21 protein-coding genes are annotated in these 17,390 nt (G+C 39.5%); 14 read left to right on the forward strand and 7 right to left on the reverse strand.

The window, feature by feature from the left end; genetic code table 11:
* The 7 genes from WKF66_RS13125 to WKF66_RS13155 all read left to right on the forward strand — a co-directional run.
* Positions 1-503, forward strand: a 503-nt coding sequence (locus tag WKF66_RS13125; RefSeq protein WP_489674917.1) for a hypothetical protein, incomplete at its 5' end; no start/stop codon positions are given.
* Complete coding sequence (locus WKF66_RS13130) at positions 500-880, forward strand: hypothetical protein (RefSeq protein WP_489674918.1); 381 nt, start codon at positions 500-502, stop codon at positions 878-880. The genes WKF66_RS13125 and WKF66_RS13130, both read left to right, overlap by 4 nt.
* Positions 877-1,602 (forward strand): NTP transferase domain-containing protein, encoded by a 726-nt coding sequence (locus WKF66_RS13135; RefSeq protein WP_489674919.1) that lies wholly within the window; start codon positions 877-879, stop codon positions 1,600-1,602. Before WKF66_RS13130 ends, WKF66_RS13135 begins: the two co-directional genes overlap by 4 nt.
* 1 nt (position 1,603) lies before the next feature.
* Positions 1,604-2,728: a glycosyltransferase family 2 protein gene (locus WKF66_RS13140; protein ID WP_489674920.1), complete on the forward strand. Its 1,125-nt coding sequence runs from the start codon at positions 1,604-1,606 to the stop codon at positions 2,726-2,728.
* 9 nt (positions 2,729-2,737) lie between these two features.
* Positions 2,738-3,604: a glycosyltransferase family 2 protein gene (locus WKF66_RS13145; RefSeq protein WP_489674921.1), complete on the forward strand. Its 867-nt coding sequence runs from the start codon at positions 2,738-2,740 to the stop codon at positions 3,602-3,604.
* A gap of 158 nt (positions 3,605-3,762) precedes the next feature.
* Positions 3,763-4,830, forward strand: coding sequence for an NAD-dependent epimerase/dehydratase family protein (locus tag WKF66_RS13150; protein ID WP_489674922.1), 1,068 nt, complete (start codon positions 3,763-3,765; stop codon positions 4,828-4,830).
* A gap of 5 nt (positions 4,831-4,835) precedes the next feature.
* Positions 4,836-5,327 carry a hypothetical protein gene (locus tag WKF66_RS13155; RefSeq protein ID WP_489674923.1) on the forward strand — a complete coding sequence of 164 codons (492 nt, stop codon included), beginning with the start codon at positions 4,836-4,838 and terminating at the stop codon, positions 5,325-5,327.
* Positions 5,328-5,524: 197 nt separating this feature from the next.
* Here WKF66_RS13155 and WKF66_RS13160 read toward each other — a convergent pair whose 3' ends face one another.
* Positions 5,525-6,100, reverse strand: a complete 576-nt coding sequence (locus tag WKF66_RS13160; protein ID WP_489674924.1) for a hypothetical protein — start codon at positions 6,098-6,100, stop codon at positions 5,525-5,527.
* 47 nt (positions 6,101-6,147) lie between these two features.
* A complete protein-coding gene (locus WKF66_RS13165) occupies positions 6,148-6,294 on the reverse strand; it encodes a lmo0937 family membrane protein (RefSeq protein ID WP_489674925.1) in 147 nt (48 codons plus the stop codon).
* A gap of 189 nt (positions 6,295-6,483) precedes the next feature.
* On the opposite strand from WKF66_RS13165, the gene WKF66_RS13170 reads away from it, so the two are divergent.
* The 3 genes from WKF66_RS13170 (at position 6,484) to WKF66_RS13180 (ending at position 9,459) form a co-directional block, all read left to right on the forward strand.
* On the forward strand, positions 6,484-6,714 hold the full coding sequence (locus WKF66_RS13170; protein WP_489674926.1) for a hypothetical protein: 231 nt from the start codon (positions 6,484-6,486) through the stop codon (positions 6,712-6,714).
* 88 nt (positions 6,715-6,802) lie between these two features.
* Positions 6,803-8,170 (forward strand): M16 family metallopeptidase, encoded by a 1,368-nt coding sequence (locus tag WKF66_RS13175; RefSeq protein WP_489674928.1) that lies wholly within the window; start codon positions 6,803-6,805, stop codon positions 8,168-8,170.
* 5 nt (positions 8,171-8,175) lie between these two features.
* Complete coding sequence (locus WKF66_RS13180; RefSeq protein WP_489674929.1) at positions 8,176-9,459, forward strand: M16 family metallopeptidase; 1,284 nt, start codon at positions 8,176-8,178, stop codon at positions 9,457-9,459.
* Here WKF66_RS13180 and WKF66_RS13185 read toward each other — a convergent pair.
* The 5 genes from WKF66_RS13185 to WKF66_RS13205 form a co-directional block, all read right to left on the reverse strand.
* Positions 9,452-9,670, reverse strand: coding sequence for a hypothetical protein (locus WKF66_RS13185; protein WP_489674930.1), 219 nt, complete (start codon positions 9,668-9,670; stop codon positions 9,452-9,454). The genes WKF66_RS13180 and WKF66_RS13185 overlap by 8 nt on opposite strands.
* A gap of 64 nt (positions 9,671-9,734) precedes the next feature.
* Positions 9,735-10,706, reverse strand: coding sequence for a gluconolaconase (locus WKF66_RS13190; RefSeq protein WP_489674931.1), 972 nt, complete (start codon positions 10,704-10,706; stop codon positions 9,735-9,737).
* Position 10,707: 1 nt separating this feature from the next.
* Positions 10,708-11,904 (reverse strand): PQQ-dependent sugar dehydrogenase, encoded by a 1,197-nt coding sequence (locus WKF66_RS13195; protein WP_489674932.1) that lies wholly within the window; start codon positions 11,902-11,904, stop codon positions 10,708-10,710.
* 96 nt (positions 11,905-12,000) lie between these two features.
* Positions 12,001-13,467 carry a TlpA family protein disulfide reductase gene (locus WKF66_RS13200; protein WP_489674933.1) on the reverse strand — a complete coding sequence of 489 codons (1,467 nt, stop codon included), beginning with the start codon at positions 13,465-13,467 and terminating at the stop codon, positions 12,001-12,003.
* 77 nt (positions 13,468-13,544) lie between these two features.
* A complete protein-coding gene (locus tag WKF66_RS13205) occupies positions 13,545-14,144 on the reverse strand; it encodes an MgtC/SapB family protein (protein WP_489674934.1) in 600 nt (199 codons plus the stop codon).
* 238 nt (positions 14,145-14,382) lie between these two features.
* On the opposite strand from WKF66_RS13205, the gene WKF66_RS13210 reads away from it, so the two are divergent.
* From WKF66_RS13210 to WKF66_RS13225, 4 genes are read left to right on the forward strand one after another with little or no spacing between them, the layout of a single operon-like run.
* Complete coding sequence (locus WKF66_RS13210; RefSeq protein WP_489674935.1) at positions 14,383-15,981, forward strand: Na+/H+ antiporter; 1,599 nt, start codon at positions 14,383-14,385, stop codon at positions 15,979-15,981.
* Between the two features lie 4 nt (positions 15,982-15,985).
* A complete protein-coding gene (locus WKF66_RS13215; protein ID WP_489674936.1) occupies positions 15,986-16,372 on the forward strand; it encodes a ribosomal maturation YjgA family protein in 387 nt (128 codons plus the stop codon).
* A 44-nt stretch (positions 16,373-16,416) separates the two neighbouring features.
* Entirely contained in the window at positions 16,417-16,650 is a 234-nt protein-coding gene (locus WKF66_RS13220; protein ID WP_489674937.1) for a hypothetical protein, read from the forward strand.
* A 21-nt stretch (positions 16,651-16,671) separates the two neighbouring features.
* Positions 16,672-17,388, forward strand: a complete 717-nt coding sequence (locus tag WKF66_RS13225) for a DUF3891 family protein (protein WP_489674938.1) — start codon at positions 16,672-16,674, stop codon at positions 17,386-17,388.
* Positions 17,389-17,390: the final 2 nt, after the last annotated feature.

Here is a 17,390-nt window from a genome sequence, read left to right on the forward strand (position 1 = left end):
CGAACTGCCTCGGTTACGGAAAGGTTAAGGATAAGCTTTTTAAACGGATAACCGACCTATATGAGGAAAACGACTTTGGTGTTGCTCACGGTGACTTTTGCTTCAACAATATTTTATACGACGTTTCACACCGGTTGATCAAATTGATAGATCCACGTGGCAGCTTTGGTGAAAACTGCAAAGGTCTTTACGGAGATGTGAAATATGATCTTGCTAAACTCTTGCACTCGGCAGTTGGAGGATATGACTATTTGGTAAATAATCTTTATAAGCTTGAAGTTGACGGAGAGGTAATTAATTATAAAATATTTTTCAAAGACAACTCCCGAATCATAGAGAATCGCGCTGAAGAACTTGTTAAGAGCCTTGGTTATTCCTTTAGCGATATCATGCTGATTGTTGGCACCCTGTTTATCAGCATGCCACCAATGCACGCAGATTCTAATAGCCGGCAGAAAGTAATGTTTATTCATGGACTTAAAATAATAAATGAAAATATATGAGACTTTGTATTGATCTGGATGGCGTGATTTGCCGCCTCAAAAAAGAAGGAGAAACTTACGATAACCTGCTACCTGTAGAAGGTGCACCTGAAAAATTAAGGGAGCTTAAGGAAGCCGGTCACTACATTATCATTAATACTGCGAGGCATATGAAAACTTGCAAGGGTAATTTAGGTCTGGTTACCGCGAGGATCTCCCTTGTCACATTGAACTGGCTGGAACAGTATAATGTTCCCTATGATGAGATTTACTTCGGAAAGCCTCATGCAGACGTATACATTGATGATAATGCGTTCCGGTTTACCAGCTGGGATGAAATTGGTGACGATGGGGAAGGCCTTCCAATATCAAAAGAAAAACAACTTCTAGCGCCATGAATTTTATCATCCCAATGGCGGGATTAGGTAACCGCTTTGTCAAATCTGGCTATACGCTACCAAAAATGCTGCTTGAAGCGCATGGTAAAACCTTATTGGAATGGAGCTTGTCTTCGCTTCCTTTGCATCTGGCTACTACGGTTGTATTCATCGGCTTAAAAGCGCATGAAAGTGAATTTTCTCTGTCTTCCAAGATTAATCAAATATATCCTGAACTTAATAACAAGTTCATCTTTTTGGACGAGGTTACCCGTGGACAGGCAGAAACCGTATACCTATCGCTTTCTGCATGCAACGATCAGGAACCCTTGGTAATTTTTAATATAGATACCTACTTTCAGTCGGCCACTCTTGAACGAAAGTTGCTTTCCGCAAACAACGACGGAGTTTTGGGATACTTTGAAAGCATCGAGAACCGTTTCTCTTTTGCTTCTCTTGATGAAGATGGGCAGTACGTTACCAATGTACAGGAGAAGGAAGTAATATCTTCCTACGCGCTGACAGGGTTATATACATTTACTAAGGTTGCAGATTTTAAGGAAACGTTTGAATACCACGAAAAGAACAATCTTACTACCAAAGGGGAATTTTATATTGCTCCGATGTATAACTATCTGATACAGGCAGGTAAGAAATATGTTTTGGATAAAGCTGACAGACACGTCATCCTGGGTACTCCAAATGAATACGAACATTTTCTAAAGGTGACTCAGCTTAAGTGACATGGAGGGCTATCAAACAGTGTTAGGCGAATCAGGTTTGGTTAAGGATTTTCTAACCATCGCAGTTCCTACGTATAATGGTGGAGAAAATCTTCATGACCTATTCGATTCAATTGTAAATTTAGGACTGAGGACTGAAGAGTATGAAATATTGGTGGTGGACAACTGTTCCACCGACGCTACGGAGACTGTGATTAAAAATTTACAGCGAATTTACCCCAACTTAAGATATTACCTGAATACTCATAACATTGGAAGGATAGAAAACTGGAATAAGGCTATCGAACTTAGCAAAGGAGAGTTTCTGATCCTAATGAATGTAAACGACATATTCTTAACGTTTGACATACGGAAGTACCTACAATATCTTAGTCGCAATGAACAGATTTCAATGGTACTTGCTGATATGGAATTTAAGGAGGATGTCTACCCGAATTGGAAAGAATGCGGAGTGTTTGATTTAAACGATTATTTAAAAAAGACTTTTCTAGACGTCAATTACCTTGAGTTCCATTCTGTGGGAGTGTTGCATCAGCATATTTTCAGAACCGCCTCTATTGTTAAAAATAACATTTGGTTTGACCCTAAGCTGCCGCGTACCACAGATCGCGTGTTTGTTGCGCAACTCGTCAAAGCTAGCGGCGGGAGTTTTTACTATACAAATAATCGCATGGTTAGCTGGCGACTTAACAGCGGCCGATACCACTACAACGTCCATATCAATCAAAACACATTCAATTTTGAGCAGCTTTGGGTTAACGAGTACGAGGCCAATCGTGAGCTTGCGGAAATAGCGCAGATTCCGTTAAAAGGATTTTTAATCTCTCAACTTACTCTAGCAAGCTCTTATACCTATAAAGATCGTCTGGCTACAATGAGGGATCGTATTGTAAGTAAGAAATCGGGAAGAAGCGGTATGGAATTCCCAACAGCCTGCATCTACTACCAGTATCTATTAACAATAGCACGACTCAATGGATTACGTCTCAACTATTATCTCATTAAACTTAACGGTTTTCTGATAGTGCTTAAAGAATTCTTGAGACATCACAAGGTCATAGGTCATAAAGAGAGGTCATTAAAAGATATGGTAGTCCCTACTGAGCTGGAGCTCCACACTACATAAATTCAAGCCATGAAAGCATCATTTATAATTGTCAACTACAACCGTAAAGTCGAACTTCGTACTACTATAAATAATACGCTGACGCTTCTGCAGTCTGACTTAGTTAATTATCAATTAATAGTAGTTGACAATGCATCCCTCGATGGTAGTTCAGCCATGGTTAAAAGTGAGTTTCCAAACGTAACAATCATAGAAAATAAGGTCAATACAGGTGCGCCCGCATGGAATCTTGGATTCGCAATAGCAAAGGGCAATTACTTTGTAGTTTTAGACGATGATAGCCATCTTGAATCTGGGCTAGACTCTGCTTTTGAGTACTTAGATAATAACCAGGATATTGGCATTCTTGCCTTAAACATTACTGGCGGAGCATTTCAAACAGGAGAATGGAATAACCTTTCGCAATATGCAGGATTTATTGGTTGCGGGGCAATTATTCGTAGAGCACTTTATGAGAAAATAGGAGGGTACGCAGACTGGATTTTCTTGTATACAAATGAATATGAATATGGGATACGCTGCATGGAAGCCGGTTTTAAAATTCTCTATTTTGCAGATTGTACCGTTAGGCACCGCACAAGCAACATTAATAGAAGTTCTAAACGTCTTGTTACCTATTCGGTAAAAAATGAAATGGCAATCGTGTACAAGTACTTTAACAAAAAACACCGATCGGTTTATCTATGGAGAGTTTTTCTTAATAATCTAAGATGTGTGTCTCAGCATGGCTTAAATTCGATTCCCTGGTATTATCTAGCACTAAAAGAATTCTTAAAATTGAAACGTGAGTTAAAATATACGCCTGTAAGCGCAGAAGTTGAAGAGTTTTATAGTAAGGATTTTTGGTCGACACGCCGGTTTCTGGGTATATTTTAGCAATAAAGTGCATTCTAAAATTGGGTAAGTCCGTATAAATACAGTAAAGCTGCCGTTTAGCCTTGATATTTAGGGTATTTCTTTTATGAATAACCCGTAGTAAAACCAGAACATGTGTTAATTAGAAGGTGTTGCAAATATACACAGAAAGCAATCCTATGATTTCGAATGATCTTTATAAGGCAGTGATGGGCGCAGAAAATGTTGGCGTTTACAAGACAACAAAAACGATTGGTGTAACAGGGTTTTCAGGTTTCCTCGGCCAATCTCTTAAGTATTATCTCCCCAATACTTTTTTTGATATCGTACCTATTAGCCGTAGCTCTAACTTTAAATCGACAGTTGATAGAATTCAGGACTTTGATACAATTATTCATTTGGCAGCAAAGGCGCACGATTTGACAAACAGTTCAAACTATCAGACTTATCTGTCCGCTAACTATGATTTAACCAAGAATTTATTCGATCAATTTCTACGCTCAACGGTATCGACCTTCATCTTTGTTAGCTCTGTCAAGGCAGTCGCAGATAAGGTCGAAGGGATACTAGATGAAAACGTAGTTCCAAATCCGGGAAGTGATTATGGGAAGTCTAAATATCTGGCCGAAGAATACCTTTTGAAGCAGAGCTTGCCGGCTGATAAACGTTTAATTATTTTGCGGCCCTGCATGATACATGGGCCTGGGAACAAAGGCAATCTCAACTTGCTTTATAAATTTATTAAAGTCGGAATTCCCTATCCACTTGCAGCATTCGAAAATAAAAGATCGTTCTTAAGTGCCCAAAACTTTTGTTTTTTCATTAATGAAATAATCAGTAAGCCTGTTCCCTCCGGAATTTACAACCTTGCAGATGATGAACCTCTAGCGGTGACTGAAGTAGTTCAGATTATTTCTAGCAGTATCGGAAAAAAGTCCAGGTCATGGACGGTTCCTAAAAGCCTCGTAATTTTGTTTAGTAGGGTAGGAGATATTTTGAAGCTGCCAATGAACACTGAACGATTAATGAAGTTAACCGAAAATTATATTGTGAGTAATAATAAAATTAAACTTGCAATAAAAAGTCACCTTCCAATCACTAGTAGAGAAGGCTTAGTCAGCACAGCCATGTCCTTTAACAAAAGCATGAACACTTCGTTTGGTAGTTATCCTTTTATTGAAAAATCGAGTCAAAAAGTATTATCGGCTCGAAAATTGTTAGGCATGCATGTTAAAACACATATTTAATAATTATGAAAAAACTATTTACTATTTTAACCTGCCTTGCGTTGTTTGCAAGCACATCAACACAAGTTAGTGCACAGAATTACAAGACCGGATTAGGCTTAGGTATTGACTTCGGAGACGGTCAAACATTAGTTGGTCCCTCTTTAAGACATCATTTTAACAGGAATACTGCAGGACAGGTCGAGGTTTTATTTGGTGGTCATACAACTGTCATCCAAGGGTTTCTGCAATACAACGCTCCTGTAAAAGGAGCAACTGGCTTAGATTGGTATCTAGGAGGTGGTCCGAAAATTCAGATTTATGATAAAAATAGATATGCGTTTGGCGACAATTATACGGCTGTTTATTTAGTCCCAATGATAGGTGTGGATTACAAATTAAGCGGTGCACCTTTAGCTTTGGCATTCGACTGGAGACCATCTATCTATGTGGGTGACAATAGATTTTTAGGAACAGAGGTCGGACGATTTGGTCTGGCTTTTAGATTTATTTTTTAAGCTAAATTAGCTGACTCAAAGAAATCCCCCAGAAGTGTTTAACCTTCTGGGGGATTTCTTTTTTGCAAATTTAGATTCAATCGGGCGATATAAGATACTTCGGCCATTTTCCTAACAAAATCAAATCTGGTAAACTTACGATATTTGTTTTTCTTGAAGATTTTTCGCTGTAGTTTTAGAATTTAATATTCTAACTTTCATCTTAACGAACACATCAATGCTCTAATCTGCTTCGTAGTGGTCAGCGAAAGCAGTTTGTAGTGTCTGGTCGCATGATTAAAGTCGCATTTTCTACATTTCGCTACATTTTTGTTTTTCAGGTGTTTAATAACATTATTATCTTGTATATATGTACGATACTCATCTGTTTTTATGCAACCTTCACAGGCTGGGCCGCCTTCAACAAGTTCATAAACAAAAATAAGTTTGCCAGATGTATAGTAATACTCTTCTTTAGCATAAACATCTCCAATCGTGCCAAAATCAATAGCGATCTTAACTATTTCTTTGTTCAGGAAATAGTAATCAACTTTCATAACTTCATCACACATGAAATCAAACTGTTTTCGTTTTAGCTTGCTGGTATTTATATGTTGGACCGCTTTACGAATACTTAAAATGGGATCCTTCGAAGCTTTCAGTAGTGGAGGGGCAATCGGTACTAGGTGACTGGTATCAATTTTAGAAATACGAGTTTCTGTTGTCAAAGTTGGTGTTCTTTGGTTACATCCAAAAAGCAAAAGCAGCATTAATGGTAAGATAAACCTGTGCATGTTCACCGCTTAACAATAATGCTGCCAATGTTAGCATTAGTAGAAGGCTACGCTCTGATAACCTTTAGTAAAACTGCAATTACTGCAATTACCAATAAGATATGGATGATTCCACCGGTGTAAAATCCGCCCAAGTAACTGATAGCCCATATTATGACAAATATGACCGCGATGATGTAAAGTAAATTTCCCATTTTGTTTTGTTAAGGTTAATACTGTTTTTCTACATAACCAATATTAAAAACTTTTGTTTAAAAGTTTCAATTTGGCAGTGTATTATAGTTAATGACAACCTCTTTCGATTCGTTAAATGTTAAATTTATGTTAAGTAAAAATTAACTATATCTTAACATTGACTTAACAGTATGGTGATACCTTTAATCATGAAATATCCAGTATTTATTTTGCATGAGTTAGTGCTTAGATTTTCGGATTTCAACCGGGGCATAGGCAGGTACATTTCAAGTACAGTAGAAAATGGTGAATGTCTAATCAGGACTACCAGTGGGAGGATTAGCATAGAACTTGGACTTTTAGAAAAGCAGTATTACGATCCTAAACAAATTTCTTCTGAAGAACTTAGGCAGCATGCAATGTTGTTTCAAGTGGAATAGACTAAGCTTCACAATTTCGCATTTGATTTGGTTTATTAGTAAATAATCTACTTATTTGATTAACGAAAAGTAACCCAATCAAAAACTTATGTTCATTAGATTTTCGCTGATTATTGCTTTCGGCATATGCTCTTTATCCGCCTTTTCTCAGCATAAGGTAGCTGAAAATATGTTTCGCCATAAATTAAAGAATGGCCTTGAAGTAATTGTGATCGTCGACAATACAGTCCCGCTCGCTACCATTGAGATTGCATGCAGAAATGGTTCATTTACGGAACCGGACGAGTACAATGGATTAAGTCACTTATATGAACATCTTTTCTTTTCTGCTAATAAGGATTATCCCACGCGCACTAGTTTCATACAAAAGAGTAATGATTTAGAAATAAATTCTAATGCAACAACGAGAGAAGAAGTAGTAAATTATTACTTCACACTGCCCGCATTGAATATGAAAGAGGGCTTAAAATTTATGAACTCCGCAATTAGATTTCCTCTTTTCAGAGAAGAGGACATGAAAAATGAAAATGAAGTAGTTAATGCCGAATTTACAAGACACGAGTCAAACCCCATGTTCGAGTTTATTGAAGCCGATAGCAGACGTTTATGGGGGACTAACTACTCCCGTAAGAATGTTGTAGGAAATCATGATATAATTCTCTCGGCCACTCCTGCAAAAATGGACTCAATCCGGAATAAATACTACTGGCCTAATAACTCTGTGCTTGTTATCGCTGGCGATGTCAAAACAGCAGAAGCATTTACTGCGGCAGAAAGCATCTTCGGAAGTTGGGAGAGTTCCACTTTTGACCCCTTTAAAAAATGGCCTATTCCAGAAGTAGCACCATTGACCCAAAGTGATTATTATATCTTAAAGACTGATAACCTTTTAGATCCGGAAATACAATTCAGCTGGCATGGACCCGACACAAGAAATGACGTGCTGGGTACTTATGTCGCCGATGTTTTCTCGTATCTGGTGAACCAAAATGGCTCAAAACTTAAAACGGCTTTAATCAATACAGGATTAGCAAGAGACGTAAACGTTGGCTATTACACTCAGAAATATACTGGACCAATAAGGTTGGGAGTGAGCCCTAATCCAGCGAAACTGAAAGAATGTTACGATGAGGTACTCAAACAACTTGCACTTTGGGATGGCGAAAATTATCTTACTGATGCTCAAATTGAACGAGCAAAAAGATTATTAGCTATCGAGCAGGTGCAACGTCGCGAGGTAACTTCTGAGTACGCACATCTGATTTCGTTTTGGTGGGCATCCGCGTCAATCGATTATTATAACAGTTATGAAGAAAACGTAAATAAGGTGACCAGGAAAGACCTGATTGACTATGTTAAAAAATACATAAGTGGTAAGCCGCATACCGCGGGTCTTCTTATTCATAACACCCTTGTAGAAAGCGTCAAGCCAGAACTTTTCTTTAAAAATAACTAATGCTCATGAAATCATTCTTAATAGGCTTATTCTTAATCATTACTGCAGAAGGAGCGTTTTCTCAAACTTCAGCGACGACCTTCAGTGTTAACGGTTTAAAAGTAATATTTCGTCCGACTCAAAAAGAGACGGTGAGCATCGCAATGTTTTACAGGGGAGGTGTAATGAATTACGAACCCTCGAACGCAGGTATAGAAAACCTTGCATTAGCTGCCGCCACTACTTGTGGCACGAAAAACTATAGCGTTCAAGACTATAAAGAATTGGCTGATGAATACGGCATAAACATTTCAGGCGCTTCTACCACCGACTATGGGGTAATCAGTTTGAACTGCATAAATAAATATTTCAACGAGGGCTGGAAGCTATTTTCAGACGCTATCGTTAATCCAGTATTTGATCAAGGCGAATTTTCCAATGAGAAAGAACGAATCATTTCTGTCACGCATGCCCGCGAGTCGTCGCCTGAGGCGCTTGTTGAACAAATGACTATGGCGAATATGTTCATAGCTACGCGTTACAGTACGCCTCCCTTAGGCACCGAGATATCTCTCCGCAAGTTTAATCAAGATAGTGTTAAAAATTATTATTATGACACCCTATTAAACAGAGATCGGATGTTCCTGGTAGTGGCGGGAAAAATTAGCAAGAAAGAGTTGGAGGAAAAGATTATGGTAGCATTTGCCAGTTTGAAAGCCAAGCCATATGAAGTGCCTGAGTATTCAGTTGCAGCTTTAACCGGAGATCGTCTGTTCACCGCACAGCGTAACATTCCTACAAATTATATCAGCAGGGTGATGAATGCACCTAAGATGAGTAACCCTGACTATCCGGCCTTCAGTCTTGCCATAACTGTCTTAAGTAGCTATTTGCATTTCAAACTAAGGACAGAGCAAGCTTTGTCTTACGCACCGGGAGCGACAGTTAAAATGCTACAGATGCCTTATACTTCGCTTTACGTAAGTACTACTCAACCAAAAAAAGCTGTTCAAGGGATGATGGAGGCTTTTACTGACGTCAAGGAAGGAAGTTATAATACCAACGTTATTAAAGAAATAAAAAAAAGTTACAGACTCGACAGTTATAGCGACCAGGAAAGTGCAGTTACACTAGTTAGCAACCTGGGAAAAGCGGAGATTCTTGGCGATTTTAGACTAGAAGAAAGATTAGTTGAAAAGGTAAACGCGGTGACAGTTGCTGATGTCAATAGAGTTTTTAACAAGTATCTTAATGGAGCATTGTGGGTTTTCGTTGGTAACGAACAATCTGGTAAGGAAGCGTTTAAATAACTTCAACAGTACTCTTCATACGAGGCCTTTTGGTTTTGTAATGAGTTAAGCGACGAAAGGAATTTCGTGGCTTAACAAAAAATATTTCTGTAGCAAGCGCTTTATATGCTTCGCGGGCGTCTCTATCAGTATCCGCCATACCTGGCAATGAGTAAAGGGCTAGTTGAACCGCGCAATCAACCAGCTGATCTGGAAGGTGTTTAGTTTTCATACTAACCCTTTAGCAAAAGGTATGCCTAATAGCGCAAATGCCAATAGGCATTTGCGCTTAAAAGTTATTTTGCTGGCTTAAAGGCCACCTGCTGTATTGCAAACTTCTTTACAGGAACTGCATTGCTATCTAACAACTGATTAAACTGAGCATTCATAACCCATACTTCCTTTCCTTTTAGTGTGGCCGTTGAGGGGTAAGTAAAACGATCCTCTGTAGAAGTTGATGCGGTAACTTTCGCCGAAGCCCAATTGTCTGTCGTGGATAGTTGAAAAATCTTATCATTTCCACCGTTGACCACCATAGTTAACAGATTTTTATCATTCAAAACCAAACCGTCAGCTCCGAGGAAATATTGATCAATTACTATCTTTTGAACGTTTTGTGGATCCCGAAGATCAATTTTATACAATTGTCCTTTTGCACTGTTATCTACAATCAAAAAGCCAGCGGAATGAAACACTATTCCGTTTACCCCAACACCTTCGGTTCGGAAGAGCTCATGTTTAGAAAATACTGAGGCTTTTCCTTCTGGTGTTACCTTGTAAATAGCTCCTGCAAAACTGTCGGTTACATAAGCGTTTCCCTGACCATCAAAAGCAAGGTCATTTGCAAAATGCTTGCCCGGTAATAATGTGGATAAGTCAATATCAGACAATCTTTTACCTGTTTTCAGGTCTATACTAATAAGTCTAGCCATCTTCATCCTAGTTGCAGGATTAGTGAATTTACTATAGTTGGCATCTGATACACAAGCAAATAAACGCTTACCATCCGGGTGAACTTTGATTCCGTAAGTTGACTTTAGCGTACTATCTGCATGTAAAACTTTATACTCACCCTTAGGGCTAACTGTACCAAGGTTTCCAAGCCTCGCTGATGACACATAATACAGATTCGAAGGTTGATCATAAGTGATTCCTTCGGGGTAGGATTCCAACGCACTGAATTCTATTCTTGGCGAAGGTTCGGGTTTTGCAGCCGCGAAAGCCGCAACTGCGATGGCTCCTAGAGCAATATACTTAATTGGTTTCATGTTACTTGGTTGTCTTTACTGCATATATGTTTCCACTAGCATCATCAGAAATATAGATTACGCCACTCTTAGTAACGGTGATTCCAGCAGGCCTTCCAAATCTTGAATCTCCTTGAAGAAATCCGGTAAGAAAATCTTCTGCCTTGACAGCTCTGCCATTCTGGAAGTGTATCCGCTGTACCTTAAACCCTACAGGTTGTTCTGCATTCCACGATCCGTGCCACGCAACCAAAGCGTCTCCTGACCAGTCAGCCGGTATATTTGCTGCTCCTCGAAAGAAAGTAAACGCTATTGGCGCCATGTGTGCAGTCAATTCAAGAACTGAAGGCTCCGTATTTTTAACTACCGCTTCTTTTGTATTCCCGGGAGGATCCTCGCGGCTTTTGTCTACTTCTTGCTTTCCGTAAGCATATGGGAAGCCATAATCAGCACCTTGCTTTATCTGGTTTACTTCTTCAGGAGGCCAATTACTACCCTTCGTGTCTCCTCCGTTATCAGCCCCCCACATTTCCTTTGTTTGCGGATGCCAATCAAACCCAATCATATTACGGAGCCCGCTTGCATATAAAGTCCTGCTCCAGTTTGCAGGATTCACTTGAAGCATAACCGCTGTTTCCTTATCACTTTCTTTGCAATCGTTACAAAGGGAACCAACACTAATGTACAACATGCCATCTGGACCAAAGTCCATCGTTCGGTTTGGATGCTGTCCTCCATCTGGAAGATCTTTTATCAGCAGTTCACCCTTTGCAACGTCTAGAGTGCCATCAGGTTTAACTGGGTAGCGTTTCACTTCGTTATTATTTGCAAGATACATCCAGCCGTCTTTCATAGTAATGCCATGGACGCCTTTAAAATTTGAAACCACTGTTACGAGATTTTCAAACTTGTTATCACCGTCTCTATCCTGAAGCATCAGCACATCACCGCCATCTCTTCTGGTGACGTAAACATTCCCTTCAGGACTGGTATATAACATTCTTGGTTTGCCTAAGCCTGACGCGGCAAGACTAACCTGCCAACCGGCTGGTACTTTTAATAGGTTTAACATTTCAGGTTTGAAATCCATCACCTGGGCGTACTTCGTTATGGAAACTGATCTGGTAACATCCTTTGGAGGTATGCCTCGCTGCGCAATAACATTTGTAGCATAGAGTCCTAATGCTAGCATCGGGATCAGCACTTTTTTGTTTTTCATAATTAAAACTGACTTTTGCTTCAACAACCACCTTTTCATCATTTGGTTTGAAGAAAAAAGGAAGATTGTTTCCCTGTGCTTGAGTGGTGACTCAAGTTATTTTGAGACGTATGCCTTTACATAATTCACCCAGTCTATGCCATAGGGAATAGTCATTGAATTTCCCTCAGGACTCATCAAGACTTTTGTAGGGAATGTAGTCACGTTAAAAAGCTGATTTATTCTACCGTCTGACATTGCTACAGGAAAAGTGTAGCGAAATAGCTTTTGATAATTTTCGACATTCTCTTCTTCATCCTGGCAGGCTATGGTGATTAATTCAATGTTATTGAAAAAGCTTTTATCTCTTTCAACAAAAAGCTTTTCCAGTATGGGATGTTCCTCGCGACATGGGCCACACCAGGTCCCCCAGAAATCTATCAATTTCCACTTACCAGATGTTACGGAAGAATATTTTGTGCCATCTATGCCTTTAATTTTGAATGTTGGTGATTTCGATAATTGCGAGTTCAATAAATTATTCCAATAGCTAGAGAAGTCACCGTTTACAGGGTTGGTTTCAGTATAAAAGGTTCTCAACTGTTCTTTATATGCAATAGGGTTTCGAAATGCCATTTGTGATAAGGCTTTCAGAGTTTCATCTTTACTTGCAGGATCTCCTATCAGCTGTTTTAAGTAAGCCATATAAATCCGGTTTGAAGTCGCCTCTGGTAGCGTTATGGCCTCGGTCCTAAATCCTCTATTATTATTTAAATCGGTTAAATCCGCACTATACTCCGCTGCAGTTCTATAATATTTTAATGCCTCTTTAGTGCTACCTGCACGACTAAGCTGAATGCCTTTAAAATAGTTAGCACATGCAACTACATAACGATACCAGGCACGTTCCCTCAGTTCCTGGGTGTATCCATTATATTGTCCTGATAATTGTTTCACTGCAAGTACTGATACTAGCGAAGAAATTAATTCATCAGCCAATTTTTCATACCGCTTATCTTTTTCGATAATTCTATAAACAAATAAGCCATAAGTGGCTGCAGAACTCTGATAAAGGTTCTTTTGACTAGCGATGTAACTTATGAGGGACTTGGTTAAATCTGAGACTTTAAGGGAATCGACAATATTTAAGTCTACGCTGGCAAAAATGTAAAGCGGTTTTACATTATTTACGAGCTCATTGTTTTTCGATTCGTAAAGCTTGGTTAATGTTTTATACTGCCGAAGTTTTTCCTCGAGATAATAATTTTCCCAGCTACTTTGTTGTTCTTCTTTGACCTTTGCTTTTAATTTTTGCTTTGTCACATCAAGAAAAGAGCTAAAAGCATCCTGTTGCAAAGCTTCTCTCAAAAACGGCTCGTATCCTGGAAGCTTTACAAGTTTACGAGCATAGATTAATGCGGAATCAGAATTGGAACGATAGCTTTTCCAGAACCCATCGCGATACTTTGTCAGGAGTTCCTCCGATTGTCCTTGTACACCAAACGTAGCGTTACCTATAAAAAATACGACAAAGGCTACCCTTAATATGATCGGGCGTAGTGTGTTTAAAGTTAAAATTTGCATGAGCGTTAATAGGTTTTGCATTGGACACTATAACATATTGGTCCTCCTAAATATAAACATAAGGTCTGATAATCCTACTAGGCGAATGAAACAATCTCTGGCATCGAAGCAAGTGATTCGCTCATTGCTACTAGATACTGCTTTTTGCCAGACACTTTGAAGAAGGCCACAATATGATCACTATCTTTAAAAACATCCATTCGTTCAATCCGGAGGCCGCTTTCAGTAAGCGTATGCTCTAGTACTGAAACTTGCGAAAATTCAGGACCTCTAAATGTTACACTGAGCAGCTTTTGCTTTTGCAGCTTTGCTATCATAACTTCTACCCATGTCACCATTAAGAGAACGATAAGTGTAATTAATGTAAGGGCCAGGGCTAAGGCATGATATCCTATTCCTATGGTCATCCCAATCGCAGCAGATGTCCATATTACAGCCGCAGTGGTTAATCCCCGAACAGATACTTTGTCCTGAAATATTACGCCTGCACCAATAAATCCGATTCCTGTGATAATGTTAGCTGAAATTCGATCATCTGCGCCGACGCCATGTCGAGAAACGATTGTGAAAATGGTTGATCCGAGAGAAATCAAAATTATTGTTCTTAAACCAGCTGATTTATTTTTGTACTCCCGTTCAAATCCAATTGCTCCTCCGCACACTATGGAAACTAGCATCGCAATCATATCTTGTAATTCAATTGTAAAATTCATTGCTTAATCTTATGTTAAAAAATTGTTAATTATAACCCTAAAATAGCTTTTTTGTTTAGGAGTGTCGCACGGTAGCGATTACAGACCAAATCTAAAATCATCATTAATGAAGATATCAAAAATAGAAAAAACGTCAACGATGTTGTCAGACAGCCTTACAATTTGAAGAATAACTCTATTTTTAAGCCGAAATTTTAGCCCTATGCACCATACTCTTCTACAGTTCTTAATTCTACTTTCTGCGGCATTTTTATTGATTATGCTTGCACAGAAAGCTAAAATATCCTACCCTATATTTCTTGTAATTGCCGGCCTTGGCATAAGTTTTATACCAGGGATTCCATTGGTCTCAATTGATCCAGAGGTGATCTTTCTTGTCTTCTTGCCACCTTTGCTATATGAAGCTGCGTGGTACACATCCTGGAACGATTTCTGGAAGTGGCGAAGACCAATAAGCCTATTAGCTTTTGGTCTTGTGATATTTACTTCAATGGCGGTGGCTTATTTAACTTCTTCTATGATTCCGGGCTTCACAGTAGCCTTAGGCTTCGTCTTGGGAGGAATTGTCTCTCCACCCGATGCAATAGCGGCAACTTCCGTTATGAAAAATCTTACCATTCCTAAACGGATAAATGTCATTTTAGAAGGTGAAAGCCTGGTAAACGACGCCTCCAGTTTAATTGTTCTTCGCTTCGCGCTCGCTGCTGTAATTACAGGTCAATTTTCTTTTTCTCAAGCAACTACAGAATTTTTTATGAGTACTGTTATGGGAATTGTGATAGGCTTAGCAGTAGCTCATTTAGTATATGCCATCCACCGTTTTTTACCTACAACGGCAAGTATTGATGCTGCTTTCACCCTTATATCACCATACTTCATGTACCTTGCTGCAGAGCAGTTTCACTATTCGTGTGTGATGGCAGTAGTTACCGGCGGCTTATTCCTTTCTTATCGATCCCATGAAATCTTTAGGGATGGGAAAAGCCGCCTGCAAACCATAAATGTCTGGGCTACATTAGTTCTGATTCTTAATGGGCTGGTATTTATATTGATAGGGCTGGAACTACCGGTCATCATCTCTGGCCTGGAAGGTTATTCTCTTTGGGAAGCCTGCAGCTATGGCCTGATTATCAGTGCTACGGTGATCGCGTTGAGAATCGTTTGGATTTATACTGCAACCTATATTCCAAGATGGCTGTCCGCTAAAATCAGAAGTGCAGAGCCATCACCTGGCTGGAAAGGGCCACTTGTAATGGGCTGGGCCGGGATGAGAGGAGTAGTATCTTTAGCTGCTGCACTGTCTATACCTATTGCCATTACTAGCGGCGTCGCGTTTCCTCATCGTAACCTCATTATCTTTATCACGTTTGTAGTGATCCTGGTTACACTTGTATTCCAGGGACTTACTCTTCCCTGGTTAATTAAGACAATGAAGATAGATGAGATTGACCCTCAAATTCCCGAAGAGCAGCAAGAAGCGTCCATCCGGTTGCGCTTATTAAAAGTCTCCATTGAACGAATCGAGCAGGAGTATGGGGCGGAAGTAGCTAACATAGGATTACTAAGTAATTTGAAAAACGAGATGGAACATGCGCTCCTACACTCCTCCAAACGACTGGAGTCTATGGAATGCGATGAAATCGAGACAGCTGAGATTAAAATATATAACAAAGTCCTGAAAGACCTCTATCATGTGCAACGAACAGAACTTCACCAAATCAGACGGGAAAAAAAGTTTAGTGATGAGGTGATTAGGAAGCAGGAAATGCAAATTGATTTGTCGGACACCAAACTGGCCTAAGTTTATGTTTCGACGCCGCTTAGTTTATTTCTTGTTAATCATTGTCGTTATCATATCAGGACTTCTCTCCAGGCATGCTGTAATTGTGCCGCTGATTGTTGGGGATATATTATGGTCCGTAATGGTGTTTTTGCTTGTCAGATTTCTTTTAATCTCTATTCAGATAAAATGGGTCTTCCTTATCTCTTTAGGGGTCTGTTATTTGGTAGAAATAAGTCAGCTTTACCATGAACCATGGATTGATGCGCTTAGAAACACCACCCTTTGGGCATTGCTTCTTGGTCGTGGCTTTCTTTGGAGTGACGTTTTAGCTTATACGATTGGCGTAACATTTAGCGCGGGATTAGAGTGCATGCTATTTCAAACAAATCGTTTGCGCAGCTGTTTGTAACGGAAATTAAAACAGCATAATGACACTACAAATCAAAACTTTTAATGGATCCCTATGAGCTTAAGATTGGCGGCGCACACTTATTAGTTCGCCCTAGAGAAGATGGTACTTATGAAGTATTTAGAGGTGAAACTAGACTGGCGCATTTATATCCAGATGTGACTTCGGAAGGTATAAGTTGGGAAACTGCGGATTGGATCGATGATGAATATGCAAACACGATAGGTAAAGCTATTGAGGAACATGAAAAAAAACATAACGCCTATGGTCCCTTTTAAAATAGTATATAGATTCGGGTTATGATTGTGAACTACACGGAATCATGCTGGGAAATCATTACTCAGCGATCACATGGGCTGCTCGCCGCCCAGATATGCGCACATTGGAAAATTAAGCCTTTACCAGACCGCTGGGTTGAGACGCTTATTGCTACAGCTGAACATGATGATGTATATAATGAATTCGAGACCGATGATTTGCTAAACGACAAAGGCGGCCCTGTAAACTTTAAGGAAACGGAATTCAGGGAAGATTTCTGCGAAAAGCTGATTAAAATGGCAGAGACCAAAAGCGTTTATATAGCGTTGCTGATATCGCGGCACATTTGCTTTGTCTATGAAGGCGATGCTAAGGCTACACAGTTCTGCAAAGACCTAAAGAAACAGGAGAAACGTTGGTTAAAGGTTTCTGGAATTACGCTTACTGATATCAATGCAGCATATGACCTCCTTCAGTTTTGCGATGCTTTTTCACTTCTTATTTGTCAGGGTTTAATACAACCAGAACAGCGTAAAATAGAAATAAGCAGGGGGCCAGACGGTAAAGCTTATGAAATGCGTAGCAGTGGAAGCGGAAAAATATCAATTTCCCCCTGGCCGTTTGATGAGGCTAAATTTACAGTTAGCTATGAGCGTAGAACACTCTCGAAACTTGTATTTACCAACCTTGAAGACTTTAGAAATGAAGTACTCCTCGCCAATGTAAATGTTGAGAACATTGAATTAATAGCACCATAGTA

It is taken from the genome of Pedobacter sp., from assembly GCF_037719805.1.
Classification (GTDB): Bacteria; Bacteroidota; Bacteroidia; order Sphingobacteriales; family Sphingobacteriaceae; genus Pedobacter.

Bases quoted from the DNA above. Each gene is read 5' to 3' on its own strand.
- WKF66_RS13130 (WP_489674918.1), top strand. From the start codon at position 500: ATGAGACTTTGTATTGATCTGGATGGCGTGATTTGCCGCCTCAAAAAA.
- WKF66_RS13135 (WP_489674919.1), top strand. From the start codon at position 877: ATGAATTTTATCATCCCAATGGCGGGATTAGGTAACCGCTTTGTCAAA.
- WKF66_RS13140 (WP_489674920.1), top strand. From the start codon at position 1,604: ATGGAGGGCTATCAAACAGTGTTAGGCGAATCAGGTTTGGTTAAGGAT.
- WKF66_RS13145 (WP_489674921.1), top strand. From the start codon at position 2,738: ATGAAAGCATCATTTATAATTGTCAACTACAACCGTAAAGTCGAACTT.
- WKF66_RS13150 (WP_489674922.1), top strand. From the start codon at position 3,763: ATGATTTCGAATGATCTTTATAAGGCAGTGATGGGCGCAGAAAATGTT.
- WKF66_RS13155 (WP_489674923.1), top strand. From the start codon at position 4,836: ATGAAAAAACTATTTACTATTTTAACCTGCCTTGCGTTGTTTGCAAGC.
- WKF66_RS13160 (WP_489674924.1), bottom strand. From the start codon at position 6,100: ATGCACAGGTTTATCTTACCATTAATGCTGCTTTTGCTTTTTGGATGT.
- WKF66_RS13165 (WP_489674925.1), bottom strand. From the start codon at position 6,294: ATGGGAAATTTACTTTACATCATCGCGGTCATATTTGTCATAATATGG.
- WKF66_RS13170 (WP_489674926.1), top strand. From the start codon at position 6,484: ATGAAATATCCAGTATTTATTTTGCATGAGTTAGTGCTTAGATTTTCG.
- WKF66_RS13175 (WP_489674928.1), top strand. From the start codon at position 6,803: ATGTTCATTAGATTTTCGCTGATTATTGCTTTCGGCATATGCTCTTTA.
- WKF66_RS13180 (WP_489674929.1), top strand. From the start codon at position 8,176: ATGAAATCATTCTTAATAGGCTTATTCTTAATCATTACTGCAGAAGGA.
- WKF66_RS13185 (WP_489674930.1), bottom strand. From the start codon at position 9,670: ATGAAAACTAAACACCTTCCAGATCAGCTGGTTGATTGCGCGGTTCAA.
- WKF66_RS13190 (WP_489674931.1), bottom strand. From the start codon at position 10,706: ATGAAACCAATTAAGTATATTGCTCTAGGAGCCATCGCAGTTGCGGCT.
- WKF66_RS13195 (WP_489674932.1), bottom strand. From the start codon at position 11,904: ATGAAAAACAAAAAAGTGCTGATCCCGATGCTAGCATTAGGACTCTAT.
- WKF66_RS13200 (WP_489674933.1), bottom strand. From the start codon at position 13,467: ATGCAAATTTTAACTTTAAACACACTACGCCCGATCATATTAAGGGTA.
- WKF66_RS13205 (WP_489674934.1), bottom strand. From the start codon at position 14,144: ATGCTAGTTTCCATAGTGTGCGGAGGAGCAATTGGATTTGAACGGGAG.
- WKF66_RS13210 (WP_489674935.1), top strand. From the start codon at position 14,383: ATGCACCATACTCTTCTACAGTTCTTAATTCTACTTTCTGCGGCATTT.
- WKF66_RS13215 (WP_489674936.1), top strand. From the start codon at position 15,986: ATGTTTCGACGCCGCTTAGTTTATTTCTTGTTAATCATTGTCGTTATC.
- WKF66_RS13220 (WP_489674937.1), top strand. From the start codon at position 16,417: ATGGATCCCTATGAGCTTAAGATTGGCGGCGCACACTTATTAGTTCGC.
- WKF66_RS13225 (WP_489674938.1), top strand. From the start codon at position 16,672: ATGATTGTGAACTACACGGAATCATGCTGGGAAATCATTACTCAGCGA.